Below are 21,108 nucleotides of genomic sequence, written 5' to 3'. Positions count from 1 at the left end.
TGTTTTATCACCCCGTTTCCTCGAAGTGACATAATCTGTTATCAAGCTGAACTGAAAATTCTCTCAAATCCGCCAAAACAGCTTCGGCGTTGTAAGGTTAAGCCTCACGGTTCATTAGTACCGGTTAGCTCAACGCATCGCTGCGCTTACACACCCGGCCTATCAACGTCGTCGTCTTCAACGTTCCTTCAGGACCCTTAAAGGGTCAGGGAGAACTCATCTCGGGGCAAGTTTCGTGCTTAGATGCTTTCAGCACTTATCTTTTCCGCATTTAGCTACCGGGCAGTGCCATTGGCATGACAACCCGAACACCAGTGATGCGTCCACTCCGGTCCTCTCGTACTAGGAGCAGCCCCCCTCAATTCTCCAGCGCCCACGGCAGATAGGGACCGAACTGTCTCACGACGTTCTAAACCCAGCTCGCGTACCACTTTAAATGGCGAACAGCCATACCCTTGGGACCTACTTCAGCCCCAGGATGTGATGAGCCGACATCGAGGTGCCAAACACCGCCGTCGATATGAACTCTTGGGCGGTATCAGCCTGTTATCCCCGGAGTACCTTTTATCCGTTGAGCGATGGCCCTTCCATTCAGAACCACCGGATCACTAAGACCTGCTTTCGCACCTGCTCGCGCCGTCACGCTCGCAGTCAAGCTAGCTTATGCCTTTGCACTAACCTCCTGATGTCCGACCAGGATTAGCTAACCTTCGTGCTCCTCCGTTACTCTTTAGGAGGAGACCGCCCCAGTCAAACTACCCACCAGACACTGTCCGCAACCCGGATTACGGGCCCACGTTAGAACACCAGCCATTAAAGGGTGGTATTTCAAGGTTGGCTCCATGCAGACTGGCGTCCACACTTCAAAGCCTCCCACCTATCCTACACATCAAGGACCAGTGTTCAGTGTCAAGCTATAGTAAAGGTTCACGGGGTCTTTCCGTCTTGCCGCGGGTACACTGCATCTTCACAGCGAGTTCAATTTCACTGAGTCTCGGGTGGAGACAGCCTGGCCATCATTACGCCATTCGTGCAGGTCGGAACTTACCCGACAAGGAATTTCGCTACCTTAGGACCGTTATAGTTACGGCCGCCGTTTACCGGGGCTTCGATCAAGAGCTTCTCCCTAAGGATAACCCCATCAATTAACCTTCCGGCACCGGGCAGGCGTCACACCGTATACGTCCACTTTCGTGTTTGCACAGTGCTGTGTTTTTAATAAACAGTTGCAGCCAGCTGGTATCTTCGACTGATTTCAGCTCCATGAGTAAATCACTTCACCTACATATCAGCGTGCCTTCTCCCGAAGTTACGGCACCATTTTGCCTAGTTCCTTCACCCGAGTTCTCTCAAGCGCCTTGGTATTCTCTACCTGACCACCTGTGTCGGTTTGGGGTACGATTTGATGTTACCTGATGCTTAGAGGCTTTTCCTGGAAGCAGGGCATTTGTTACTTCAGCACCGTAGTGCCTCGTCATCACGCCTCAGTGTTAGAGTGAACCGGATTTACCTGGAACACACACCTACACGCTTAAACCGGGACAACCGTCGCCCGGCCAACATAGCCTTCTCCGTCCCCCCTTCGCAGTAACACCAAGTACAGGAATATTAACCTGTTTCCCATCGACTACGCCTTTCGGCCTCGCCTTAGGGGTCGACTCACCCTGCCCCGATTAACGTTGGACAGGAACCCTTGGTCTTCCGGCGAGCGGGCTTTTCACCCGCTTTATCGTTACTTATGTCAGCATTCGCACTTCTGATACCTCCAGCATGCCTCACAGCACACCTTCACAGGCTTACAGAACGCTCCCCTACCCAACAACACATAGTGTCGCTGCCGCAGCTTCGGTGCATGGTTTAGCCCCGTTACATCTTCCGCGCAGGCCGACTCGACCAGTGAGCTATTACGCTTTCTTTAAATGATGGCTGCTTCTAAGCCAACATCCTGGCTGTCTGAGCCTTCCCACATCGTTTCCCACTTAACCATGACTTTGGGACCTTAGCTGGCGGTCTGGGTTGTTTCCCTCTTCACGACGGACGTTAGCACCCGCCGTGTGTCTCCCGTGATAACATTCTTCGGTATTCGCAGTTTGCATCGGGTTGGTAAGTCGGGATGACCCCCTAGCCGAAACAGTGCTCTACCCCCGAAGATGAGTTCACGAGGCGCTACCTAAATAGCTTTCGGGGAGAACCAGCTATCTCCCGGTTTGATTGGCCTTTCACCCCCAGCCACAAGTCATCCGCTAATTTTTCAACATTAGTCGGTTCGGTCCTCCAGTTAGTGTTACCCAACCTTCAACCTGCCCATGGCTAGATCACCGGGTTTCGGGTCTATACCCTGCAACTTAACGCCCAGTTAAGACTCGGTTTCCCTTCGGCTCCCCTATTCGGTTAACCTTGCTACAGAATATAAGTCGCTGACCCATTATACAAAAGGTACGCAGTCACCCCATAAATGAGGCTCCCACTGCTTGTACGTACACGGTTTCAGGTTCTTTTTCACTCCCCTCGCCGGGGTTCTTTTCGCCTTTCCCTCACGGTACTGGTTCACTATCGGTCAGTCAGGAGTATTTAGCCTTGGAGGATGGTCCCCCCATATTCAGACAGGATACCACGTGTCCCGCCCTACTCATCGAGCTCACAACACATGCACTTTTGTGTACGGGGCTGTCACCCTGTATCGCCGGCCTTTCCAGACCGTTCCACTAACACACATGCTGATTCAGGCTCTGGGCTGCTCCCCGTTCGCTCGCCGCTACTGGGGGAATCTCGGTTGATTTCTTTTCCTCGGGGTACTTAGATGTTTCAGTTCCCCCGGTTCGCCTCGTTAAGCTATGTATTCACTTAACGATAGTGCAACGAATTGCACTGGGTTTCCCCATTCGGACATCGCCGGCTATAACGGTTCATATCACCTTACCGACGCTTTTCGCAGATTAGCACGTCCTTCATCGCCTCTGACTGCCAGGGCATCCACCGTGTACGCTTAGTCGCTTAACCTCACAACCCGAAGATGTTTCGTAAAACACCGTCAGTGTTGTGAAAATTTGAGAGACTCGAACACACATTAACTGTGTGTCGTTTCAATTTTCAGCTTGATCCAGATTTTTAAAGAGCAAATATCTCAAACATGACTCTGAAGTCAGTTTTGAGATATTAAGGCAGGTGACTTTCACTCACAAACCAGCAAGTGGCGTCCCCTGGGAGGTTTGCACCTCATCAGTTTGAACGCTGGCGTCCCCTAGGGGATTCGAACCCCTGTTACCGCCGTGAAAGGGCGGTGTCCTGGGCCTCTAGACGAAGGGGACACTGAAGTCTCAATCGCAAGACGCCTTGCTATTCACTTTTCATCAGACAATCTGTGTGAGCACTACAAAGGCAGGTTCTTTAAGGTAAGGAGGTGATCCAACCGCAGGTTCCCCTACGGTTACCTTGTTACGACTTCACCCCAGTCATGAATCACAAAGTGGTAAGCGCCCTCCCGAAGGTTAAGCTACCTACTTCTTTTGCAACCCACTCCCATGGTGTGACGGGCGGTGTGTACAAGGCCCGGGAACGTATTCACCGTGGCATTCTGATCCACGATTACTAGCGATTCCGACTTCATGGAGTCGAGTTGCAGACTCCAATCCGGACTACGACATACTTTATGAGGTCCGCTTACTCTCGCGAGGTCGCTTCTCTTTGTATATGCCATTGTAGCACGTGTGTAGCCCTGGTCGTAAGGGCCATGATGACTTGACGTCATCCCCACCTTCCTCCAGTTTATCACTGGCAGTCTCCTTTGAGTTCCCGGCCGGACCGCTGGCAACAAAGGATAAGGGTTGCGCTCGTTGCGGGACTTAACCCAACATTTCACAACACGAGCTGACGACAGCCATGCAGCACCTGTCTCACAGTTCCCGAAGGCACCAAGGCATCTCTGCCAAGTTCTGTGGATGTCAAGACCAGGTAAGGTTCTTCGCGTTGCATCGAATTAAACCACATGCTCCACCGCTTGTGCGGGCCCCCGTCAATTCATTTGAGTTTTAACCTTGCGGCCGTACTCCCCAGGCGGTCTATTTAACGCGTTAGCTCCGGAAGCCACTCCTCAAGGGAACAACCTCCAAATAGACATCGTTTACGGCGTGGACTACCAGGGTATCTAATCCTGTTTGCTCCCCACGCTTTCGCACCTGAGCGTCAGTCTTCGTCCAGGGGGCCGCCTTCGCCACCGGTATTCCTCCAGATCTCTACGCATTTCACCGCTACACCTGGAATTCTACCCCCCTCTACGAGACTCAAGCCTGCCAGTTTCGAATGCAGTTCCCAGGTTGAGCCCGGGGATTTCACATCCGACTTGACAGACCGCCTGCGTGCGCTTTACGCCCAGTAATTCCGATTAACGCTTGCACCCTCCGTATTACCGCGGCTGCTGGCACGGAGTTAGCCGGTGCTTCTTCTGCGGGTAACGTCAATTGCTGCGGTTATTAACCACAACACCTTCCTCCCCGCTGAAAGTACTTTACAACCCGAAGGCCTTCTTCATACACGCGGCATGGCTGCATCAGGCTTGCGCCCATTGTGCAATATTCCCCACTGCTGCCTCCCGTAGGAGTCTGGACCGTGTCTCAGTTCCAGTGTGGCTGGTCATCCTCTCAGACCAGCTAGGGATCGTCGCCTTGGTGAGCCGTTACCTCACCAACAAGCTAATCCCATCTGGGCACATCCGATGGCAAGAGGCCCGAAGGTCCCCCTCTTTGGTCTTGCGACGTTATGCGGTATTAGCTACCGTTTCCAGTAGTTATCCCCCTCCATCGGGCAGTTTCCCAGACATTACTCACCCGTCCGCCACTCGTCAGCGAAGCAGCAAGCTGCTTCCTGTTACCGTTCGACTTGCATGTGTTAGGCCTGCCGCCAGCGTTCAATCTGAGCCATGATCAAACTCTTCAATTTAAGTTTGATGCTCGTAGAATTAAACTTCGTAATGAATTACGTGTTCACTCTTTGAGACTTGGTATTCATTTAGTGTCCGAAGACATTAAGAATCCATGTCACTTTGAGTGCCCACACAGATTGTCTGATAAATTGTTAAAGAGCAGTGCCGCTTCGCTTTTTTTCTCAGCGGCGCGGGGTGTGCATAATACGCTTTCCCGCTTCAGAGTCAAGCATTTATTTCGCTTTTCTCTGTGGGTATTCATCTCTGAACCCCGCTGACCCGGCGGCTTGCGTGCCGTTGTTCCGTGTCAGTGGAGGCGCATTATAGGGAGTATTTCAGGCTGACAAGTCAAAAATACAAAAAACTTATCAACCGCTCACTTTCCAGGCAATCAGCCTCATAAACCGTCATTTTAGCCTGTTTTTTAAACAAAAATGGGCTCCGGAGAGCCCATTTATTATTTCATCAGAAATTACTGTACTGCGACAATACGATCGTTGTTTACTTCAAGACGAATCGTTTTGCCTGGAATTAACTCACCAGACAGGATTTGCTGCGCCAGCGGGTTTTCGATCTGCTGTTGGATTGCACGTTTCAACGGACGAGCCCCATACACCGGATCATAACCATTCGCGCTCAGCAGTTTCAGTGCCTCGTCGGAGATGTGGATTTCATAGCCACGCTCTTCCAGACGTTTATACAGACGCTGCAGTTGGATCTGCGCAATAGATGCGATGTGTTGTTCACCCAACGGATGGAATACGACAACCTCATCTATACGGTTTATGAATTCAGGGCGGAAGTTGTGACTCACCACGCCTAGCACCAGGTCTTTCATATGGCTGTAGTCCAGATCGCCGAAGCGTTCCTGAATCAGATCGGAACCCAGGTTAGAGGTCATAATAACTACCGTATTACGGAAGTCGACCGTTCTCCCCTGCCCGTCGGTCAGGCGACCGTCATCCAGTACCTGCAGAAGAATGTTGAACACATCAGGATGCGCTTTTTCAACTTCATCTAACAGAATGACCGAATAAGGACGACGACGAACCGCTTCTGTCAGGTACCCCCCCTCTTCATAGCCGACATATCCCGGAGGCGCCCCTACCAGACGAGACACCGAGTGTTTCTCCATAAACTCGGACATGTCGATACGCACCATCGCATCATCGCTATCAAACATAAAGTTTGCCAGCGCTTTACAGAGCTCGGTTTTACCTACCCCGGTTGGGCCGAGGAACAGGAACGAACCGATCGGACGGTTTGGATCGGCAAGACCCGCACGACTACGACGAATCGCGTTCGATACCGCTTCTACCGCTTCGTTCTGCCCGATCACGCGGCTGTGTAACTCCTGCTCCATACGCAACAGTTTTTCGCGCTCACCTTCCAGCATTCTCGCAACCGGAATGCCAGTCCAGCGCGCCAGCACTTCGGCAATTTCCGCATCCGTCACTTTATTACGCAGCAGACGCATGGTCTTGCCTTCAGACTGGGTCGCGGCTTCCAGCTGTTTTTCCAGCTCAGGGATTTTGCCGTACTGCAGTTCGGACATCCGCGCCAGATCGCCAACACGACGAGCCTGCTCAATGGCAATCTTCGCCTGTTCCAGCTCGGCCTTAATCGTTTGGGTTCCGGAGAGCGACGCTTTTTCCGCTTTCCACTCTTCTTCTAATTCAGAGTACTGACGCTCTTTGTCGTCCAGTTCTTCGTTAAGCATGTCGAGACGTTTTTTGCTCGCCTCATCAGACTCTTTCATCAGCGCCTGCTGTTCCAGTTTGAGCTGGATAATACGGCGGTCGAGTCTGTCCAGTTCTTCCGGCTTGGAGTCAATCTGCATACGGATGCTGGATGCTGCTTCATCGATCAGGTCAATAGCTTTATCCGGCAACTGACGGTCAGCGATGTAGCGATGAGACAGCGTAGCCGCCGCAACGATTGCCGGGTCCGTAATTTGTACATGGTGATGCAGTTCATAACGTTCTTTCAGACCACGAAGAATCGCGATGGTATCTTCCACTGAAGGCTCTGCTACAAACACTTTCTGGAAACGACGTTCCAGTGCCGCATCTTTTTCGATGTACTGGCGATACTCGTCGAGCGTTGTCGCCCCCACGCAGTGTAGTTCCCCACGCGCCAGCGCCGGTTTCAGCATGTTCCCGGCATCCATTGCGCCATCCGCTTTACCCGCGCCGACCATCGTGTGCAGTTCGTCGATAAACAGGATGACATTCCCTTCCTGTTTGGCGAGATCGGTAAGTACGCCTTTTAAGCGTTCTTCAAATTCACCACGGTATTTTGCCCCTGCCACCAGCGCACCCATATCCAGCGCCAGTACGCGACGGCCTTTTAACCCTTCCGGAACTTCACCGTTAATGATCCGCTGTGCCAGCCCTTCAACAATCGCCGTTTTACCGACGCCAGGTTCACCGATTAACACCGGGTTGTTTTTAGTACGACGTTGCAGCACCTGAATGGTACGGCGGATCTCTTCGTCACGGCCGATAACCGGGTCAAGTTTGCCCTGCTCAGCACGCTCGGTCAGATCGACTGTGTATTTTTTCAAGGCCTGACGTTGGTCTTCAGCCCCCTGGTCATTCACGCTTTCACCTCCACGCATTTGTTCAATTGCCTGAGTAATATTGGCGGTTGTTGCACCAGCCGATTTCAGTAAATCGGGCAATGTGCCGCGCGACTCAAGCGCCGCCAGAACGAACAGTTCTGACGAAATAAAGTTGTCCCCTCGCTTTTGCGCCAGCTTGTCGCAAAGATTCAGTACGCGCACCAGATCCTGAGACGGCTGGACGTCGCCGCCGGTGCCTTCCACCTGCGGTAAACGACTCAGCGCCTGATCGATGGCGGTGCGTAGCTGTCCGGCATTAATGCCGGCAGAGGTTAATAAAGGACGTACCGATCCCCCTTCCTGATTCAGCAAGGCGCTCATTAAATGAAGAGGTTCGATGAATTGGTTGTCGTGCCCCAGTGCGAGTGACTGGGCATCGGCAAGAGCAAGCTGGAATTTGTTAGTAAGACGATCCAGACGCATAACTCCTCCCATAACAGGTCAAATTTGCTACTGGAGATTAAATGAGGTCATCCCTCAATTATTCAAGGTTATTGACCTGAATTATGTGAAAAGAAAATTACGCGTACCGGATCGTCTTGATTCTTTAGGTTATATCAGCCAAATAAAACTTGCCATACGCCCCGTGGTCTTGTCGCGACGATAAGAGAAGAAAGTCTCATTTTCACTAAAAGTACAGCGGTCACCGCCATAAATTTGCTCAATGCCAACCTTTGCCAGGCGCTGGCGCGCAAGCTGATAAATATTCGCCAGATATTTTTCACCGTGCGGCACAAAGGCTTCATGCGCGTTAGCCTCTTTGGCGATAAATGCCTCACGCACCTCTGGCCCAACTTCAAACGCGGCTGGACCAATCGCCGGGCCTAACCAGGCAAGAATATTTTCTGGCTTGTCGACAAAACAGGCCACCGTCTCTTCCAGTACGCCTTCACATAATCCACGCCAGCCCGCATGGGCTGCCGCCACTTCAGTACCCGCCCGGTTACAGAATAATACGGGCAGACAGTCCGCCGTCATCACCGCGCAAACGGTGCCCGGAGTATTACTGTATGAAGCATCCGCCCGTTTAGAGGCGTAAGGCTCGCCGGTTAGCTTCAGGACATCTTTTCCATGAACCTGCTCCAGCCAGACCGGTTTTGAAGGCAGATTGCCCGCAGCAAACAGGCGTCTGCGGTTCTCGTCGACATGCTCCGGGTTATCGCCGCAGTGAGCCCCCAGATTTAATGCATCATACGGCGGCAAACTCACGCCGCCTGTACGGGTCGAACTGCAGGCCGCCACACCTTTCGGTAGAGGCCACTGCGGGACAATAAGCTCACTCATAGCCAGGCCACGTCATCCTTATGTTCTTCGAAATCCGCGCGCATCGCGTCAATCAGTTCAACCATATCCTGCGGGATTGGCGCATGCCATTCCATTTCGATACCGGAAATCGGGTGATACAAACGCAGCATAGTGGCATGCAGCGCCTGACGGTCGAATTTACGCAGCGTAGAGATAAACACATCCGACGCCCCTTTCGGCGGACGCGGACGGCCACCGTACACCTGATCGCCCACCAGCGGATGGGTGATATGCGCCATATGCACGCGGATCTGGTGCGTACGTCCGGTCTCCAGACGTAACCGCAGACGCGTGTGCACACGGAAGTGCTCCATGATGCGATAGTGCGTGACCGCCGGTTTACCCATCGGATGCACCGCCATATGGGTACGTTTCGTCGGGTGACGGCTGATAGGTTCTTCCACCGTGCCACCTGCGGTCATATGACCGATCGCTACCGCTTCATATTCACGGGTGATCTCACGCAACTGCAGCGCTTCCACCAGACGCGTCTGCGCCGGAACGGTTTTCGCGACCACCATCAGTCCAGTGGTGTCTTTATCCAGACGATGGACAATACCCGCACGTGGAACATCAGCAATCGGCGGATAATAATGCAGTAACGCATTCAGAACCGTACCGTCCGGATTGCCCGCGCCAGGGTGGACAACCAGATCGCGCGGCTTGTTGATAACAATGATGTCATCATCTTCATAAACGATATCCAGTGGGATATCCTGAGGCTCGAAGCGGATTTCTTCATCGATTTCAGCATCGATGGCGACCAGCTCTCCGCCTAACACTTTTTCTTTAGGTCTGTCGCAAAGTTTACCGTTGACCAACACGCGCCTATCAAGAATCCAATCTTTTATGCGCGATCGCGAATAATCAGGGAACATTTCGGCCAAAGCTTGATCTAAGCGTTGACCGAGTTGATTTTCGGATACTGTTGCGGTGAGTTGTACTCGTTGTGCCATATACAGCTTCTTCGTTTATCGTTGGGTTTTACGGCTTTGCCGTTTAATATAGTGTGCTATTGTAGCTGGTCTTAACCGGGAGCAGGAACAGAGAATCTCCCGTAAACATTTTGAGGAAAGTCAAAACGTCATGACGCGCATGAAATATCTGGTGGCAGCAGCCACGTTGAGCCTGTTTTTGGCGGGTTGCTCTGGTTCAAAGGAAGAGGTGCCCGATAATCCGCCTAATGAAATCTACGCGACTGCTCAGCAAAAGCTGCAGGACGGTAACTGGAAACAGGCAATAACGCAATTGGAAGCGTTGGATAACCGCTATCCATTTGGTCCCTATTCTCAGCAGGTGCAGTTAGATCTCATCTATGCCTACTACAAAAACGCCGATCTGCCGCTTGCTCAGGCTGCTATCGATCGCTTTATCCGCCTGAACCCGACGCATCCTAACATTGATTATGTCATGTATATGCGTGGTCTGACCAATATGGCGTTAGATGACAGCGCATTACAAGGATTCTTTGGTGTCGATCGTAGCGACCGCGATCCGCAGCATGCGCGAGCTGCGTTCAATGACTTTTCGAAACTGGTCCGCGGTTATCCGAACAGCCAGTACACCACCGACGCCACCAAACGTCTGGTGTTCCTGAAAGATCGCCTGGCGAAGTATGAGTACTCCGTTGCGGATTACTACACCAAGCGCGGCGCATGGGTTGCCGTGGTTAACCGTGTAGAAGGTATGCTGCGCGATTTCCCGGATACGCAGGCCACGCGTGACGCCCTGCCGCTAATGGAAAATGCCTATCGCGAAATGCAGATGACGACGCAGGCTGACAAAGTGGCGAAAATTATCGCCGCCAATAGCAGCAACACCTGATCGATTTTCATATGCAAAAACGGCAGCCCAAGGGCTGCCGTTTTTTTATCCGTTTCGCGTCATGACGCTGATGACTTTTGCATGACGCAACCCATCAAATATGGCCTGCTTTCTGGCTTTCCTCAAGTGAAAAATCACCTCTTCCTGCGATAACTCACAAAAAGGTTCCCTTGACAAAAAGTGACAAAATAATGTGATTAAAGTCACACATTTTGACATTAGGAACGGTATGCTGGGATCACCAAGACGGGAAAGACAAGAGGTAAAATTTATGACAATGAACATTACCAGTAAACAAATGGAAATTACTCCGGCAATTCGCCAACATGTCGCAGACCGTCTCGCCAAGCTGGATAAATGGCAAACCCATCTTATTAATCCGCATATCATTCTGTCCAAGGAGCCAAAGGGTTTCGTTGCTGATGCCACCATCAATACACCGAACGGACATCTGGTCGCCAGCGCAAAACACGAAGATATGTACACCGCTATTAACGATTTGATCAACAAGCTGGAACGGCAGCTCAATAAAGTGCAGCACAAAGGCGAAGCCCGTCGTGCAACAACTTCAGTAAAAGACGCCAACTTCGTCGAAGCAGAAGAAGAGTAGTCCCTTACATTGAGTGTATCGCCAACGCGCCTTCGGGCGCGTTTTTTGTTGACAGGGTGAAAACAGTACGGGTACTTTACTCACATCGCTTAAGGAAACTGATATGAAACTCACCCCGTTCTTCTTCGCATTCTTTTTTACCTTCCCCTGAATGGGAGGCTTTCGTCGTGTGAAAAAGAATGCGAAGACGAACAATAAGGCCTCCCACACCGGGGGGCCTTTTTTATTGATAACAATAAAGGCAACACTATGACATCGGAAAACCCATTACTGGCGCTGCGCGATAAAATCAGCACGCTGGATGCAAAATTGCTGGCGTTACTGGCCGAGCGACGTGAGCTGGCGGTTGAAGTCGGTAAAGCCAAGCTCGAATCCCATCGCCCGGTACGGGATATTGACCGCGAGCGCGATCTGCTGGACAGGCTGATTACACTTGGCAAAGCGCATCATCTTGATGCCCACTACATCACCCGCCTTTTTCAGCTCATCATCGAAGATTCCGTTCTCACCCAGCAGGCGCTGCTCCAGCAACATCTGAATAAAACCAACCCGCATTCCGCGCGCGTGGCGTTCCTGGGGCCAAAAGGCTCTTACTCACATCTCGCGGCTCGTCAGTATGCTGCACGTCACTTTGAACAGTTTATTGAAAGCGGCTGTGCAAAGTTCGCTGATATTTTTAATCAGGTCGAAACCGGCCAGGCCGACTACGCGGTCGTGCCAATTGAAAACACCAGCTCCGGTGGAATTAACGATGTGTACGATCTGCTGCAACACACGACGCTGTCAATTGTGGGCGAGATGACGATCGCTATCGACCACTGCGTGCTGGTTTGCGGAACAACAGACCTGGACACCATCGAAACGGTGTACAGCCATCCGCAGCCGTTCCAGCAGTGCAGCAAGTTTCTCAGTCGTTACCCGCACTGGAAAATTGAGTACACCGAAAGCACGTCCGCCGCGATGGAAAAGGTCGCTCAGGCGAACTCTCCACGCGTTGCCGCACTCGGAAGCGAAGCGGGTGGCGTGCTGCATGGTTTACAGGTTCTGGAACGTATCGAAGCGAACCAGACGCAGAACATCACTCGCTTCATCGTGCTGGCACGTAAAGCGATCAACGTCTCCGACCAGGTACCAGCGAAAACCACACTGCTGATGGCGACAGGACAACAGGCGGGTGCTCTGGTGGAAGCGCTGCTGGTGATGCGTAATCACAATCTGATCATGACCAAACTGGAATCCCGCCCCATACACGGCAATCCCTGGGAAGAGATGTTTTATCTCGACATCCAGGCCAACCTGGAATCCCCGCAGATGCAAAAAGCGCTTAAAGAGTTGGGCGAAATTACTCGCTCCATGAAGGTGCTGGGCTGCTATCCCAGTGAGAACGTGGTGCCGGTGGATCCGAGCTGACAATCTTAATTTTCCGGATGGCGCTACGCTTATCCGGCCTACAATTCATGCGACTTTTGTAGGCCGGATAAGGCGAAGCCGCCATCCGGCATCATCCTGCCATTACTGTCGACTGTCATTCGCCTGGCGTAATAGCGTACGACTTTCGCTCTGGAAGCGCTTCGCATAGTCACCGAACCAGTGCTCCACTTTGCGGAAGCTGTCGATAAATGCTTGTTTATCCCCCTGCTCCAGCAGGCTAATCGCTTCGCCAAAACGCTTATAGTAACGCTTAATCAGCGCCAGATTGCTCTCCGAGGACATGATGATATCGGCGTAAAGCTGCGGGTCCTGGGCAAACAGTCGCCCCACCATCGCCAGTTCAAGACGATAAATCGGAGAAGAAAGTGCCAACAGTTGTTCAAGCTGCACGTTTTCTTCCGCCAGATGCAGGCCATAGGCAAAGGTCGCAAAGTGGCGCAGCGCCTGAATGAACGCCATGTTCTGATCGTGCTCGACGGCGCTGATGCGGTGCAGTCGTGCGCCCCAGACCTGAATCTGCTCCAGGAACCACTGATAGGCTTCCGGATTGCGCCCGTCGCACCAGACCACCACCTGCTTTGCCAGGCTACCGCTGTCCGGACCGAACATCGGGTGCAGACCGAGCACAGGGCCGTCGTGCGCCGCCAGCATCGCCTGTAAGGGACCATTTTTCACCGACGCCAGATCGACCAGAATACAGTCAGCCGGCAAAGGCGGTAACTTGCCGATCACCGATTCCGTCAGATGGATCGGGACGCTGACGATCACCATACCGGCATCCGCGACGATCTCCTGCGCGCGATCCCAGTCATGCTGTTCAAGGATCCGCACCTGATAACCCGACAGGGTGAGCATTTTCTCGAACAACCGTCCCATCTGCCCGCCCCCGCCGACAATGACCACCGGGCGCAGAGAAGGACACAGCGTCTTAAACCCTTTATCGTTCTCGCTGGAATAGGACTCACGCATCACCCGGCGCAACACGTCTTCAATCAGATCGGGCGGTACGCCGAGCGCTTCTGCTTCTGCACGACGCGACGCCAGCATCGAGGCTTCGCGCTCTGGTACGTAAATCGGCAGGCCAAAGCGGCTTTTGACTTCACCGACCTCAGCCACCAGTTCCAGACGGCGCGCCAGCAAATCCAGCAGCGCCTTGTCCACTTCATCAATTTGATCGCGTAATGCGGTCAACTCAGCAACCATAACGAACCTCTTAAGCCTGGCGCGCCGCCAACTGGCCGTTCAAGTCTTTGTTTATTTCACGCAGCAACGCGTCCGTCATTTCCCAACTGATGCAGGCATCGGTAACGGACACGCCGTACTTCATTTCGCTGCGCGGTTGCTCGGAGGACTGGTTGCCTTCGTGAATGTTACTTTCAATCATCAGACCGATGATTGAGCGGTTGCCATCTTTAATTTGTGCAACCACCGACTCTGCCACGGCAGGCTGACGACGGTAATCTTTATTGGAGTTACCATGACTGCAATCTACCATCAGTGACGGCCGCAGTCCCGCCTGCTCCATCTCTTTTTCGCACTGCGCGACGTCTGCCGGGCTGTAGTTAGGCGCTTTCCCACCGCGCAGGATCACATGCCCGTCCGGGTTACCCTGGGTTTGCAGTAGCGCAACCTGTCCGGCCTGGTTAATACCGACAAAACGGTGCGACTGCGCCGCAGCGCGCATGGCGTTGATCGCCGTCGCCAGGCTGCCGTCGGTGCCGTTTTTGAAACCCACCGGCATCGACAGACCCGACGCCATTTCACGGTGCGTTTGAGATTCTGTGGTGCGTGCGCCAATCGCCGACCAGCTAAACAGATCGCCCAGGTACTGTGGGCTGTTCGGATCCAGCGCTTCCGTCGCCAGCGGTAGCCCCATGTCGACCAGTTCAAGCAGCAGTTGACGCGCAATTTTCAGACCCGCTTCAACGTCAAAGGAGCCATCCATATGAGGATCGTTAATTAACCCTTTCCAGCCAACGGTGGTACGGGGTTTTTCAAAATAGACGCGCATCACCAGATAGAGGCTATCGCTGACCTCTGCGGCAAGGGCTTTAAATCGACGAGCATATTCCAGGGCCGTTTCAGGATCGTGAATGGAACACGGTCCACACACCACCAGCAGGCGCGGATCGCGACCGGCAATGATGTCAGAAATGGTTTTGCGCGACTGGCCGATTTGCGCCTCTTGCGCCAGGCTCAGCGGGAATTCCGCTTTAAGTTGTTCCGGGGTCATCAGAACCTGTTCGTCGGTAATATGTACGTTGTTCAGCGCGTCTTTTTGCATGATGGCGATCCTGTTTTAGCTCGTTTGCGATAGTTTTCCTCAGAGAGGATGACGTAACGATAACACAACGAGTAAAGATATCAATCCAAAATACGTAAACATTACGTTACAATAGTGATATTTGTTCGATTTAACGCCTTTGTTTTCGTACAGAATAATTTACATGTGTTTATTACGCGATCCGCTATGCTTTGAAAAAACAGGAGAACGGGCAATGACGAGAATAGTCGGTATCGCAGTCATTTTTCTGCTCAGCGGTTGTCAGATAGATCCTTACACCCACGCGCCAACATGGACCAGTACCAACTGGTATGATGCCGGCATCGAAGATGCGATTTCCGGCATTGCCGTTAAAGATAATGAAACGCTGGCCGATACCTTTAACGATCCGGAAGTGGATCGTCCGCAATACCTCAAAGGCTATGCAGAAGGTCAACGTAAAACCTGCCAGCAAAATTTTGCCTACGCCAGAGGCGTGACGGGGAAAACTTTCCCTGCCAGTTGCGATACGGTAGAAAATGCCAGCCAGTTGCGTAAAGCATGGCAACAAGGTGCTGATGAAAATGCCAACTCAACGCGTCTGAATTAATATTTAGTCAGATTTAGCTTAAGGCTTATACGTTAATTCATAAGCTATAATGACGCTCCGCAAAAATAATGCTATTTTGCTTTAAACAAGACATGGATGTATTTTGATGACTGATAAAAGATGCTGGTGAGGAAACCGTTATGTTCGCTTCTCACCGACGCCTGATGCTGTTAATGCTTTTACTGGCAGGATCGCCAGTTTGTGCTCAGGACATCCCTGATGCGGCAAAAAACGTTCGCGCAATGGTCTCTGGCATTGTCAGCTATACGCGCTGGCCTGCCCTCTCAGGGCCGCCCAGACTGTGCATTTTCTCGTCTTCCCGGTTCGCCAGCGTATTGGGGGACAGCAGTGATACGTCACTGCCTTATCAACCCGTCATTATTAACACCGAACAAGAAGCATTAGCTGCTCGCTGTGATGGTGTTTATTTCGGCAGTGAATCTCCCACTGCTCAGGTTGAATTAACAAATAAATATCCGTCTAAGGCGTTGTTATTAATTGCAGAACAGAATACCGAATGCATTATTGGTAGCGCCTTTTGTCTGATTATTAACAATAATGATGTCAGATTCGCCGTTAATCTGGATTCTTTGTCGCGTAGTGGCATAAGAGTCAATCCGGATGTATTGATGCTCGCACGGAATAAAAAGCATGGATAAGGATCATTCCCCTACTACTCGTCCAACGTTTAAGCGAGCGTTGCGACGCATCAACATCACCAGCGTGATCGTGACCATGACGCTGATCTGGCTGCTGCTGTGTGTTGCCTCGGTACTGACGTTAAAACAGTATGCGCAAAAAAACCTCGAGCTCACTGCGGCGACAATGACCCACAGTCTGGAAGCCGCACTGGTATTTACCGATGATGCCGCCGCCGCAGAAACGCTGGCCGCACTTGGCCAGCAGGGGCAATTTTCCGCCGCAGAAGTGCGCGACAATAATCAGAATGTCATTGCCTCCTGGCGCTATAACGCGCAGGAGAACGACGATAAGTTGGGTGATTTTATCAGCCACTGGCTCTTTCCCTTCCCTGTCGCCCAGCCTGTCTGGCACAGCGGAGAGATTATCGGTGAAGTTCGACTTACCGCGCGTGACAGTTTAATCAGCCACTTCATCTGGCTTTCACTGGCCGTGCTCACCGGGTCAATTCTGCTGGCCTCCAGTATCGCCATTTTGCTGACGCGACATCTGCACCGCGGCGTGGTTGAGGCGCTGCAAAATATCACCGACGTGGTGCACGATGTGCGTACCAACCGCAATTTCTCCCGCCGCGTCTCTGAAGAGCGGATTGAAGAGTTCCACAATTTTGCCCAGGACTTCAACAGCCTGCTGGATGAAATGGAAGAGTGGCAACTACGCTTGCAGGCCAAAAATGCGCAATTACTGCGAACGGCACTGCACGATCCGCTGACGGGTCTGGCAAACCGTGCGGCTTTTCGTAGCAGTATCAGCGCCCTGATGAACGACAATTCCGCCCGTAGCAGCTCTGCGCTCTTATTTCTCGATGGCGATAACTTCAAATTCGTGAATGATACCTGGGGGCATGCCGCAGGCGATCGCGTCCTGATTGAAGTCGCCAGACGACTGGCCGAATTTGGTGGCAACCGCCATATCCCCTATCGCCTCGGCGGAGATGAGTTTGCCGTCGTGCTTTACGGCGTACATTCAGACTACGAAGTCCAGCGAATCAGCGCTGCGCTGTCACAAGAGTTTACTCGTCCTTTTGACCTGCATAACGGGCATTTAGTCAGTATGACGCTGAGCATGGGTTACGCGCTGACCTGGGAGCACGCTTCCGCCGAGAAATTACAAGAACTGGCCGATCGCAATATGTATCAGGCTAAACATCAGCGCACCGAGCGCTCGATTAAATAAAAAAGGAATGCACACATGCTTAAGCGTCTTTTATCTCCACTCATTCTTGCCGCGCTACTGCTGGCAGGCTGTCAGGCTCCACAGGGGAAATTCACCCCTGAACAGGTAGCGGCCATGCAATCGTACGGATTTACGGAATCGGCGGGCGACTGGTCCCTGGGGCTTTCCGACACCATTTTGTTTGATAAGAATGACTACAAGCTACGAGCGGAAAGCCAGCAGCAGATCGAGTCGATGGCCGCTCGTCTGGCCTCAGTGGGTCTGAACCATGCTCGTATGGATGGGCACACCGATAACTACGGTGAGGACAGCTACAATGAAGCCTTATCGCTCAAGCGCGCCAATGTCGTGGCTGATGCTTGGTCAGAGGGCGCGAAGATCCCGCGCACCAATCTGACCACCCAGGGATTAGGGAAAAAATATCCGATCGCCAGCAACCAGTCTGCGAAAGGTCGCGCTGAAAACCGCCGCGTCGCCGTGGTCATCAGCACGCCTTAATCCTCAGTCGACTGACTGCGTGAACACCGTACGTGACGCATGAACCCAGCGCAGCCAGTCGATCAGCATGAACAGCAGCAGACTTCCCCCCAGCACCGGCATTGCCAGTCCGAGCGCAATCGCCAACAGCACGACGCTAACACGTCCCCGCACGCTCAACATAAGCCAGCAATGAACCAGCGTCTGTGCCGGACTGACTGATGGGCTCGCAGGGCGGCGGCTCCACCACAGTCGATAGCCAATCACTATCATCAGGCATAGCCCGGCGCCAAAACCGATCAGCAACAGTTGGTTCGGCAATCCCAGCAGAATACCCATATGAAAATCGACGCCCCAACGCGTCAACTTCGCCATTAGTGGGAAGTCGGCAAACCGCGTACGGTCAGTCACCTGCCGTGTTGCCGGATCGACAGCAATGGCGTCAACCTGAGTAGGCCAACGGCGATCGATCTCTGTCACCGTCCAGCCGTGCTGCGCATCCTTCGGCGGGCGGATTTCCAGCCGGAGTGCATTCAGTCCTGCTTGCTGCGCGGTCTGTAATACGGCATCGAACTGACGGATATCCACGCGGGTCTCAGGCATCACCATGCCGCCATGATGGTCTGCATGCTCATCATGAAGCTGGCGAGGTCCGTGGAGTTGAGCGTTAAGCTGTGGTGTCAGCCAGCCAAACGCCGCGCGCATTTTATCCACGTTGCCGCCTGCCCACTGTGACCAGGTCAGTCCGGTTGCCGAAAATAACAGCATTCCGGCTAACAACAGCCAGCCCAGCGTAACGTGCAGTCGCCGGTGGTTTTGTACCGGATTGTTCAGCCGACGACGGGGGCGCGTAAACCACCAGAGTGCGATACCGCCCAGCGCCGCCACCCACATCCAGGATGCCGCCAGTTCACTGTAAATGCGCCCGACCTCCCCCAACAGTAGCGAACGGTGGGCATAATCAATCCACTGACGCAGAGGCAGAATGCCGCTGGTGCCGTACACCGGCATATCGCCTTTGATGGCCAGGGTCACTGGATCGATAAAAATAGCCCGGTGTTCAGAGGCCGCCAGTGCAGGATCGGCAAACATGACTCGCGTTGTATCGCCAGGTTCCAGTCCAGGGCGAACGGCGTGCAAGCGCAGGTGCCCACCGGTCACCTGCTGAGCGATAGCCACCTGTGCCGCCAGCGATTGCGGCTCTCCCTGCATCGTCCCGTTAAGTGCCTGAGCGTAAATAGCCTCTTCCAGCTGCGGCGTCGCCACATACAGCGTACCGGTCAGCGCGGCAGCAAAGATAAATGGCCCGACAAACAGGCCGATATAGAAATGAAGGCGCCGCAGCAGGGTTATCCATGCCGCGCGCGGTGTGCAGGTTGTCATACTTTTCCTCAGAAAAAGCAAAAGAGTGTCGTGACGCTTATGCGCACAATCTTATTTTCAGAAACAGGAAAGCGCAGACCTGCGCGGCGGCGCGCGAGTATCCGGATACAGCCAGGGGAAGAAGTGCCAGTGTTGAACCGTCGGACGAATGGGGTTGCATGGCACTCTGAGCAGGACGCCGCAGAGCAGAATAACCAGAGCCAGGATAAGCCCGGGAACGTGAGCCAGTAACACGCAGTAACCACAGGCTTCGCCGTGATCGACGGGCATCGGGACGGGAGGAGAATCACCGTGATGCCCGGCGTGCTTTGTCATCGAATTCATCTCATGATGCATACCCGGCATCGCACTCATCGGGTCCTTTTGCAGCGCCACGGAGATCAGCGGGGCAATAACAATCAGCAGGATCGCCAACAGCGCGAGACATGCCGCACGCTGCTGAAAACCTGACTGACGAATTTTACCCATAACACCTGCCCCACTCGCTGCAAACGAAGAGCATTGTAAATGATTTATGAACCGAAGGTTAACGTCGTGAGTATTACGGAGATAAAAAAAGGGCCAGCCAACTGGCCAGCCCCTCTAACAGGATGTCGCCTGAGCGATATCTTAGTTAAGACGCTCTTTGATACGAGCAGCCTTACCAGTACGCTCACGCAGGTAGTACAGTTTAGCTTTACGAACGGCACCACGACGTTTGACAGTAATGCTGTCAACAACCGGAGAGTGAGTCTGGAAGACACGCTCAACGCCTTCGCCGTTGGAAATTTTACGAACAGTGAATGCAGAGTGCAGACCGCGGTTACGAATAGCGATAACCACGCCCTCGAATGCCTGCAGACGTTTTTTGGAACCTTCAACAACCCATACTTTCACTTCCACGGTATCACCCGGACGGAAGGAAGGTACGTCCTGCTTCATCTGCTCTTGTTCAATTTGCTTAATAATGTTGCTCATAATTTAATCTCTTATCCTGGGTAAACTGATAATCGGGGGCTTACGCCATCCCATCATGTTTATGTTGCTGTTGCGCGTGTTCCGTTTTGAACTCCGCCAGCAACCTTGCTTGCTCTTCAGTCAGAGCCAGGTTTTCCAGAAGTTCAGGTCTTCTAAGCCAGGTGCGGCCCAGCGACTGTTTCAAACGCCAGCGACGTATCTCAGCATGGTTTCCTGACAGTAACACTGCCGGGACGTCCATCTCTTCTAACACTTCAGGTCGGGTATAGTGCGGGCAGTCCAGCAATCCATCCACAAAGGAATCTTCCGTTGCCGATGCTTCATGACCCAGAACCCCCGGGATAAACCGGGAAACGGAGTCAATCAGTACCATTGCTGGTAACTCTCCACCACTGAGAACGTAATCGCCGATTGACCATTCTTCGTCAATTTCGGTTTGGATCACACGCTCATCTATGCCTTCGTAGCGACCACATACCAGAATCAGCTTTTGATTCGTGGCCAGTTCGCTGACGCCCGCTTGATCAAGCTTGCGTCCCTGAGGTGACAGATAAATCACCTTAGCGCCTTCACCCGCCGCGCTTTTTGCTGCATGAATGGCATCCCGTAAGGGTTGTACCATCATTAACATCCCCGGTCCGCCGCCGTAAGGACGTGAGTCCACGGTACGGTGCCGGTCATGCGCGAAGTCACGAGGACTCCAGCTCTGGATGTTCAGCAGGCCATTTTTAACAGCCCGGCCAGTTACCCCGTAATCGGTAATTGCACGAAACATTTCTGGAAACAGGCTAACGATACCTATAAACACAAGCCAATCCCCATCACGCCGTCA

The 21,108-nt window shown here is 52.8% G+C and carries 17 protein-coding genes, 1 tRNA gene, 2 rRNA genes, 1 pseudogene and 1 other annotated feature; of the genes and pseudogenes, 8 read left to right on the top strand and 13 right to left on the bottom strand.

The features are described 5' to 3' along the window. Positions 1 to 76: 76 nt before the first annotated feature. The 7 genes and pseudogenes from GBC03_10795 to GBC03_10765 form a co-directional block, all read right to left on the bottom strand. Positions 77 to 3,009, bottom strand: a 23S ribosomal RNA gene (locus GBC03_10795). Positions 3,010 to 3,232: 223 nt separating this feature from the next. After that, a tRNA-Glu gene (locus GBC03_10790) sits at positions 3,233 to 3,308 on the bottom strand. A 75-nt stretch (positions 3,309 to 3,383) separates the two neighbouring features. Then, positions 3,384 to 4,935, bottom strand: a 16S ribosomal RNA gene (locus GBC03_10785). Together the 16S and 23S rRNA genes with 1 tRNA gene alongside form the textbook arrangement of a ribosomal RNA operon. A gap of 455 nt (positions 4,936 to 5,390) precedes the next feature. Further along, positions 5,391 to 7,964: an ATP-dependent chaperone ClpB gene (gene clpB, locus GBC03_10780; protein QFS70658.1), complete on the bottom strand. Its 2,574-nt coding sequence runs from the start codon at positions 7,962 to 7,964 to the stop codon at positions 5,391 to 5,393. A gap of 129 nt (positions 7,965 to 8,093) precedes the next feature. Beyond that, the gene (gene pgeF, locus GBC03_10775) at positions 8,094 to 8,825 is read right to left on the bottom strand and encodes a polyphenol oxidase (protein ID QFS70657.1); all 732 of its coding nucleotides are present in this window, start codon (positions 8,823 to 8,825) and stop codon (positions 8,094 to 8,096) included. After that, entirely contained in the window at positions 8,822 to 9,802 is a 981-nt protein-coding gene (rluD, locus tag GBC03_10770) for a 23S rRNA pseudouridine(1911/1915/1917) synthase RluD (GenBank protein ID QFS70656.1), read from the bottom strand. Before rluD ends, pgeF begins: the two co-directional genes overlap by 4 nt. Next, positions 9,714 to 9,898: pseudogene (locus GBC03_10765) on the bottom strand (hypothetical protein). The gene rluD and the pseudogene GBC03_10765 overlap by 89 nt, the downstream one beginning before the upstream one ends. Positions 9,899 to 9,932: 34 nt before the next feature. Here GBC03_10765 and bamD point away from each other — a divergent pair. The 4 genes from bamD to pheA all read left to right on the top strand — a co-directional run bounded on the left by bamD (position 9,933) and on the right by pheA (position 12,690). Further along, entirely contained in the window at positions 9,933 to 10,670 is a 738-nt protein-coding gene (gene bamD / locus GBC03_10760; GenBank protein ID QFS70655.1) for an outer membrane protein assembly factor BamD, read from the top strand. 271 nt (positions 10,671 to 10,941) lie between these two features. Then, the gene (gene raiA / locus GBC03_10755; protein ID QFS70654.1) at positions 10,942 to 11,280 is read left to right on the top strand and encodes a ribosome-associated translation inhibitor RaiA; all 339 of its coding nucleotides are present in this window, start codon (positions 10,942 to 10,944) and stop codon (positions 11,278 to 11,280) included. A 102-nt stretch (positions 11,281 to 11,382) separates the two neighbouring features. Next, positions 11,383 to 11,507: a sequence feature (Phe leader region), on the top strand. Beyond that, a complete protein-coding gene (locus GBC03_10750; protein ID QFS73971.1) occupies positions 11,384 to 11,431 on the top strand; it encodes a hypothetical protein in 48 nt (15 codons plus the stop codon). It overlaps the preceding feature by 48 nt. A 22-nt stretch (positions 11,508 to 11,529) precedes the next feature. After that, positions 11,530 to 12,690, top strand: a complete 1,161-nt coding sequence (pheA, locus tag GBC03_10745; protein QFS70653.1) for a bifunctional chorismate mutase/prephenate dehydratase — start codon at positions 11,530 to 11,532, stop codon at positions 12,688 to 12,690. A 102-nt stretch (positions 12,691 to 12,792) separates the two neighbouring features. Here the strand turns inward: pheA and tyrA are convergent, their stop codons facing one another. Together tyrA and aroF are read right to left on the bottom strand one after the other, a co-directional pair. Next, positions 12,793 to 13,914: a bifunctional chorismate mutase/prephenate dehydrogenase gene (gene tyrA / locus GBC03_10740; GenBank protein ID QFS70652.1), complete on the bottom strand. Its 1,122-nt coding sequence runs from the start codon at positions 13,912 to 13,914 to the stop codon at positions 12,793 to 12,795. A 10-nt stretch (positions 13,915 to 13,924) separates the two neighbouring features. Continuing rightward, complete coding sequence (aroF, locus tag GBC03_10735; GenBank protein QFS70651.1) at positions 13,925 to 14,995, bottom strand: 3-deoxy-7-phosphoheptulonate synthase AroF; 1,071 nt, start codon at positions 14,993 to 14,995, stop codon at positions 13,925 to 13,927. A gap of 214 nt (positions 14,996 to 15,209) precedes the next feature. Between aroF and GBC03_10730 the strand changes: the two genes are divergently transcribed. The 4 genes from GBC03_10730 to GBC03_10715 all read left to right on the top strand — a co-directional run bounded on the left by GBC03_10730 (position 15,210) and on the right by GBC03_10715 (position 17,957). Continuing rightward, the gene (locus GBC03_10730) at positions 15,210 to 15,584 is read left to right on the top strand and encodes a DUF2799 domain-containing protein (GenBank protein QFS70650.1); all 375 of its coding nucleotides are present in this window, start codon (positions 15,210 to 15,212) and stop codon (positions 15,582 to 15,584) included. A 140-nt stretch (positions 15,585 to 15,724) separates the two neighbouring features. Next, positions 15,725 to 16,243, top strand: coding sequence for a DUF4154 domain-containing protein (locus tag GBC03_10725; protein QFS70649.1), 519 nt, complete (start codon positions 15,725 to 15,727; stop codon positions 16,241 to 16,243). Next, positions 16,236 to 17,459, top strand: a complete 1,224-nt coding sequence (gene dgcN / locus GBC03_10720) for a diguanylate cyclase DgcN (GenBank protein ID QFS70648.1) — start codon at positions 16,236 to 16,238, stop codon at positions 17,457 to 17,459. Before GBC03_10725 ends, dgcN begins: the two co-directional genes overlap by 8 nt. Before the next feature lie 15 nt (positions 17,460 to 17,474). After that, positions 17,475 to 17,957, top strand: a complete 483-nt coding sequence (locus tag GBC03_10715; protein QFS70647.1) for an OmpA family protein — start codon at positions 17,475 to 17,477, stop codon at positions 17,955 to 17,957. A gap of 3 nt (positions 17,958 to 17,960) precedes the next feature. Here the strand turns inward: GBC03_10715 and GBC03_10710 are convergent, their stop codons facing one another. The 4 genes from GBC03_10710 to trmD all read right to left on the bottom strand — a co-directional run bounded on the left by GBC03_10710 (position 17,961) and on the right by trmD (position 21,084). Next, positions 17,961 to 19,319, bottom strand: coding sequence for a PepSY domain-containing protein (locus tag GBC03_10710; GenBank protein ID QFS70646.1), 1,359 nt, complete (start codon positions 19,317 to 19,319; stop codon positions 17,961 to 17,963). A 57-nt stretch (positions 19,320 to 19,376) separates the two neighbouring features. Then, entirely contained in the window at positions 19,377 to 19,787 is a 411-nt protein-coding gene (locus tag GBC03_10705; protein ID QFS70645.1) for a DUF2946 domain-containing protein, read from the bottom strand. 141 nt (positions 19,788 to 19,928) lie between these two features. Beyond that, positions 19,929 to 20,276 (bottom strand): 50S ribosomal protein L19, encoded by a 348-nt coding sequence (rplS, locus tag GBC03_10700; protein ID QFS70644.1) that lies wholly within the window; start codon positions 20,274 to 20,276, stop codon positions 19,929 to 19,931. Between the two features lie 40 nt (positions 20,277 to 20,316). Next, positions 20,317 to 21,084 (bottom strand): tRNA (guanosine(37)-N1)-methyltransferase TrmD, encoded by a 768-nt coding sequence (gene trmD / locus GBC03_10695; protein ID QFS70643.1) that lies wholly within the window; start codon positions 21,082 to 21,084, stop codon positions 20,317 to 20,319. Positions 21,085 to 21,108 lie beyond the last annotated feature (24 nt).

It is taken from the genome of Citrobacter telavivensis, from assembly GCA_009363175.1.
GTDB lineage: Bacteria > Pseudomonadota > Gammaproteobacteria > Enterobacterales > Enterobacteriaceae > Citrobacter_A > Citrobacter_A telavivensis.
This window is presented reverse-complemented; position numbering and strand designations above follow the sequence as displayed.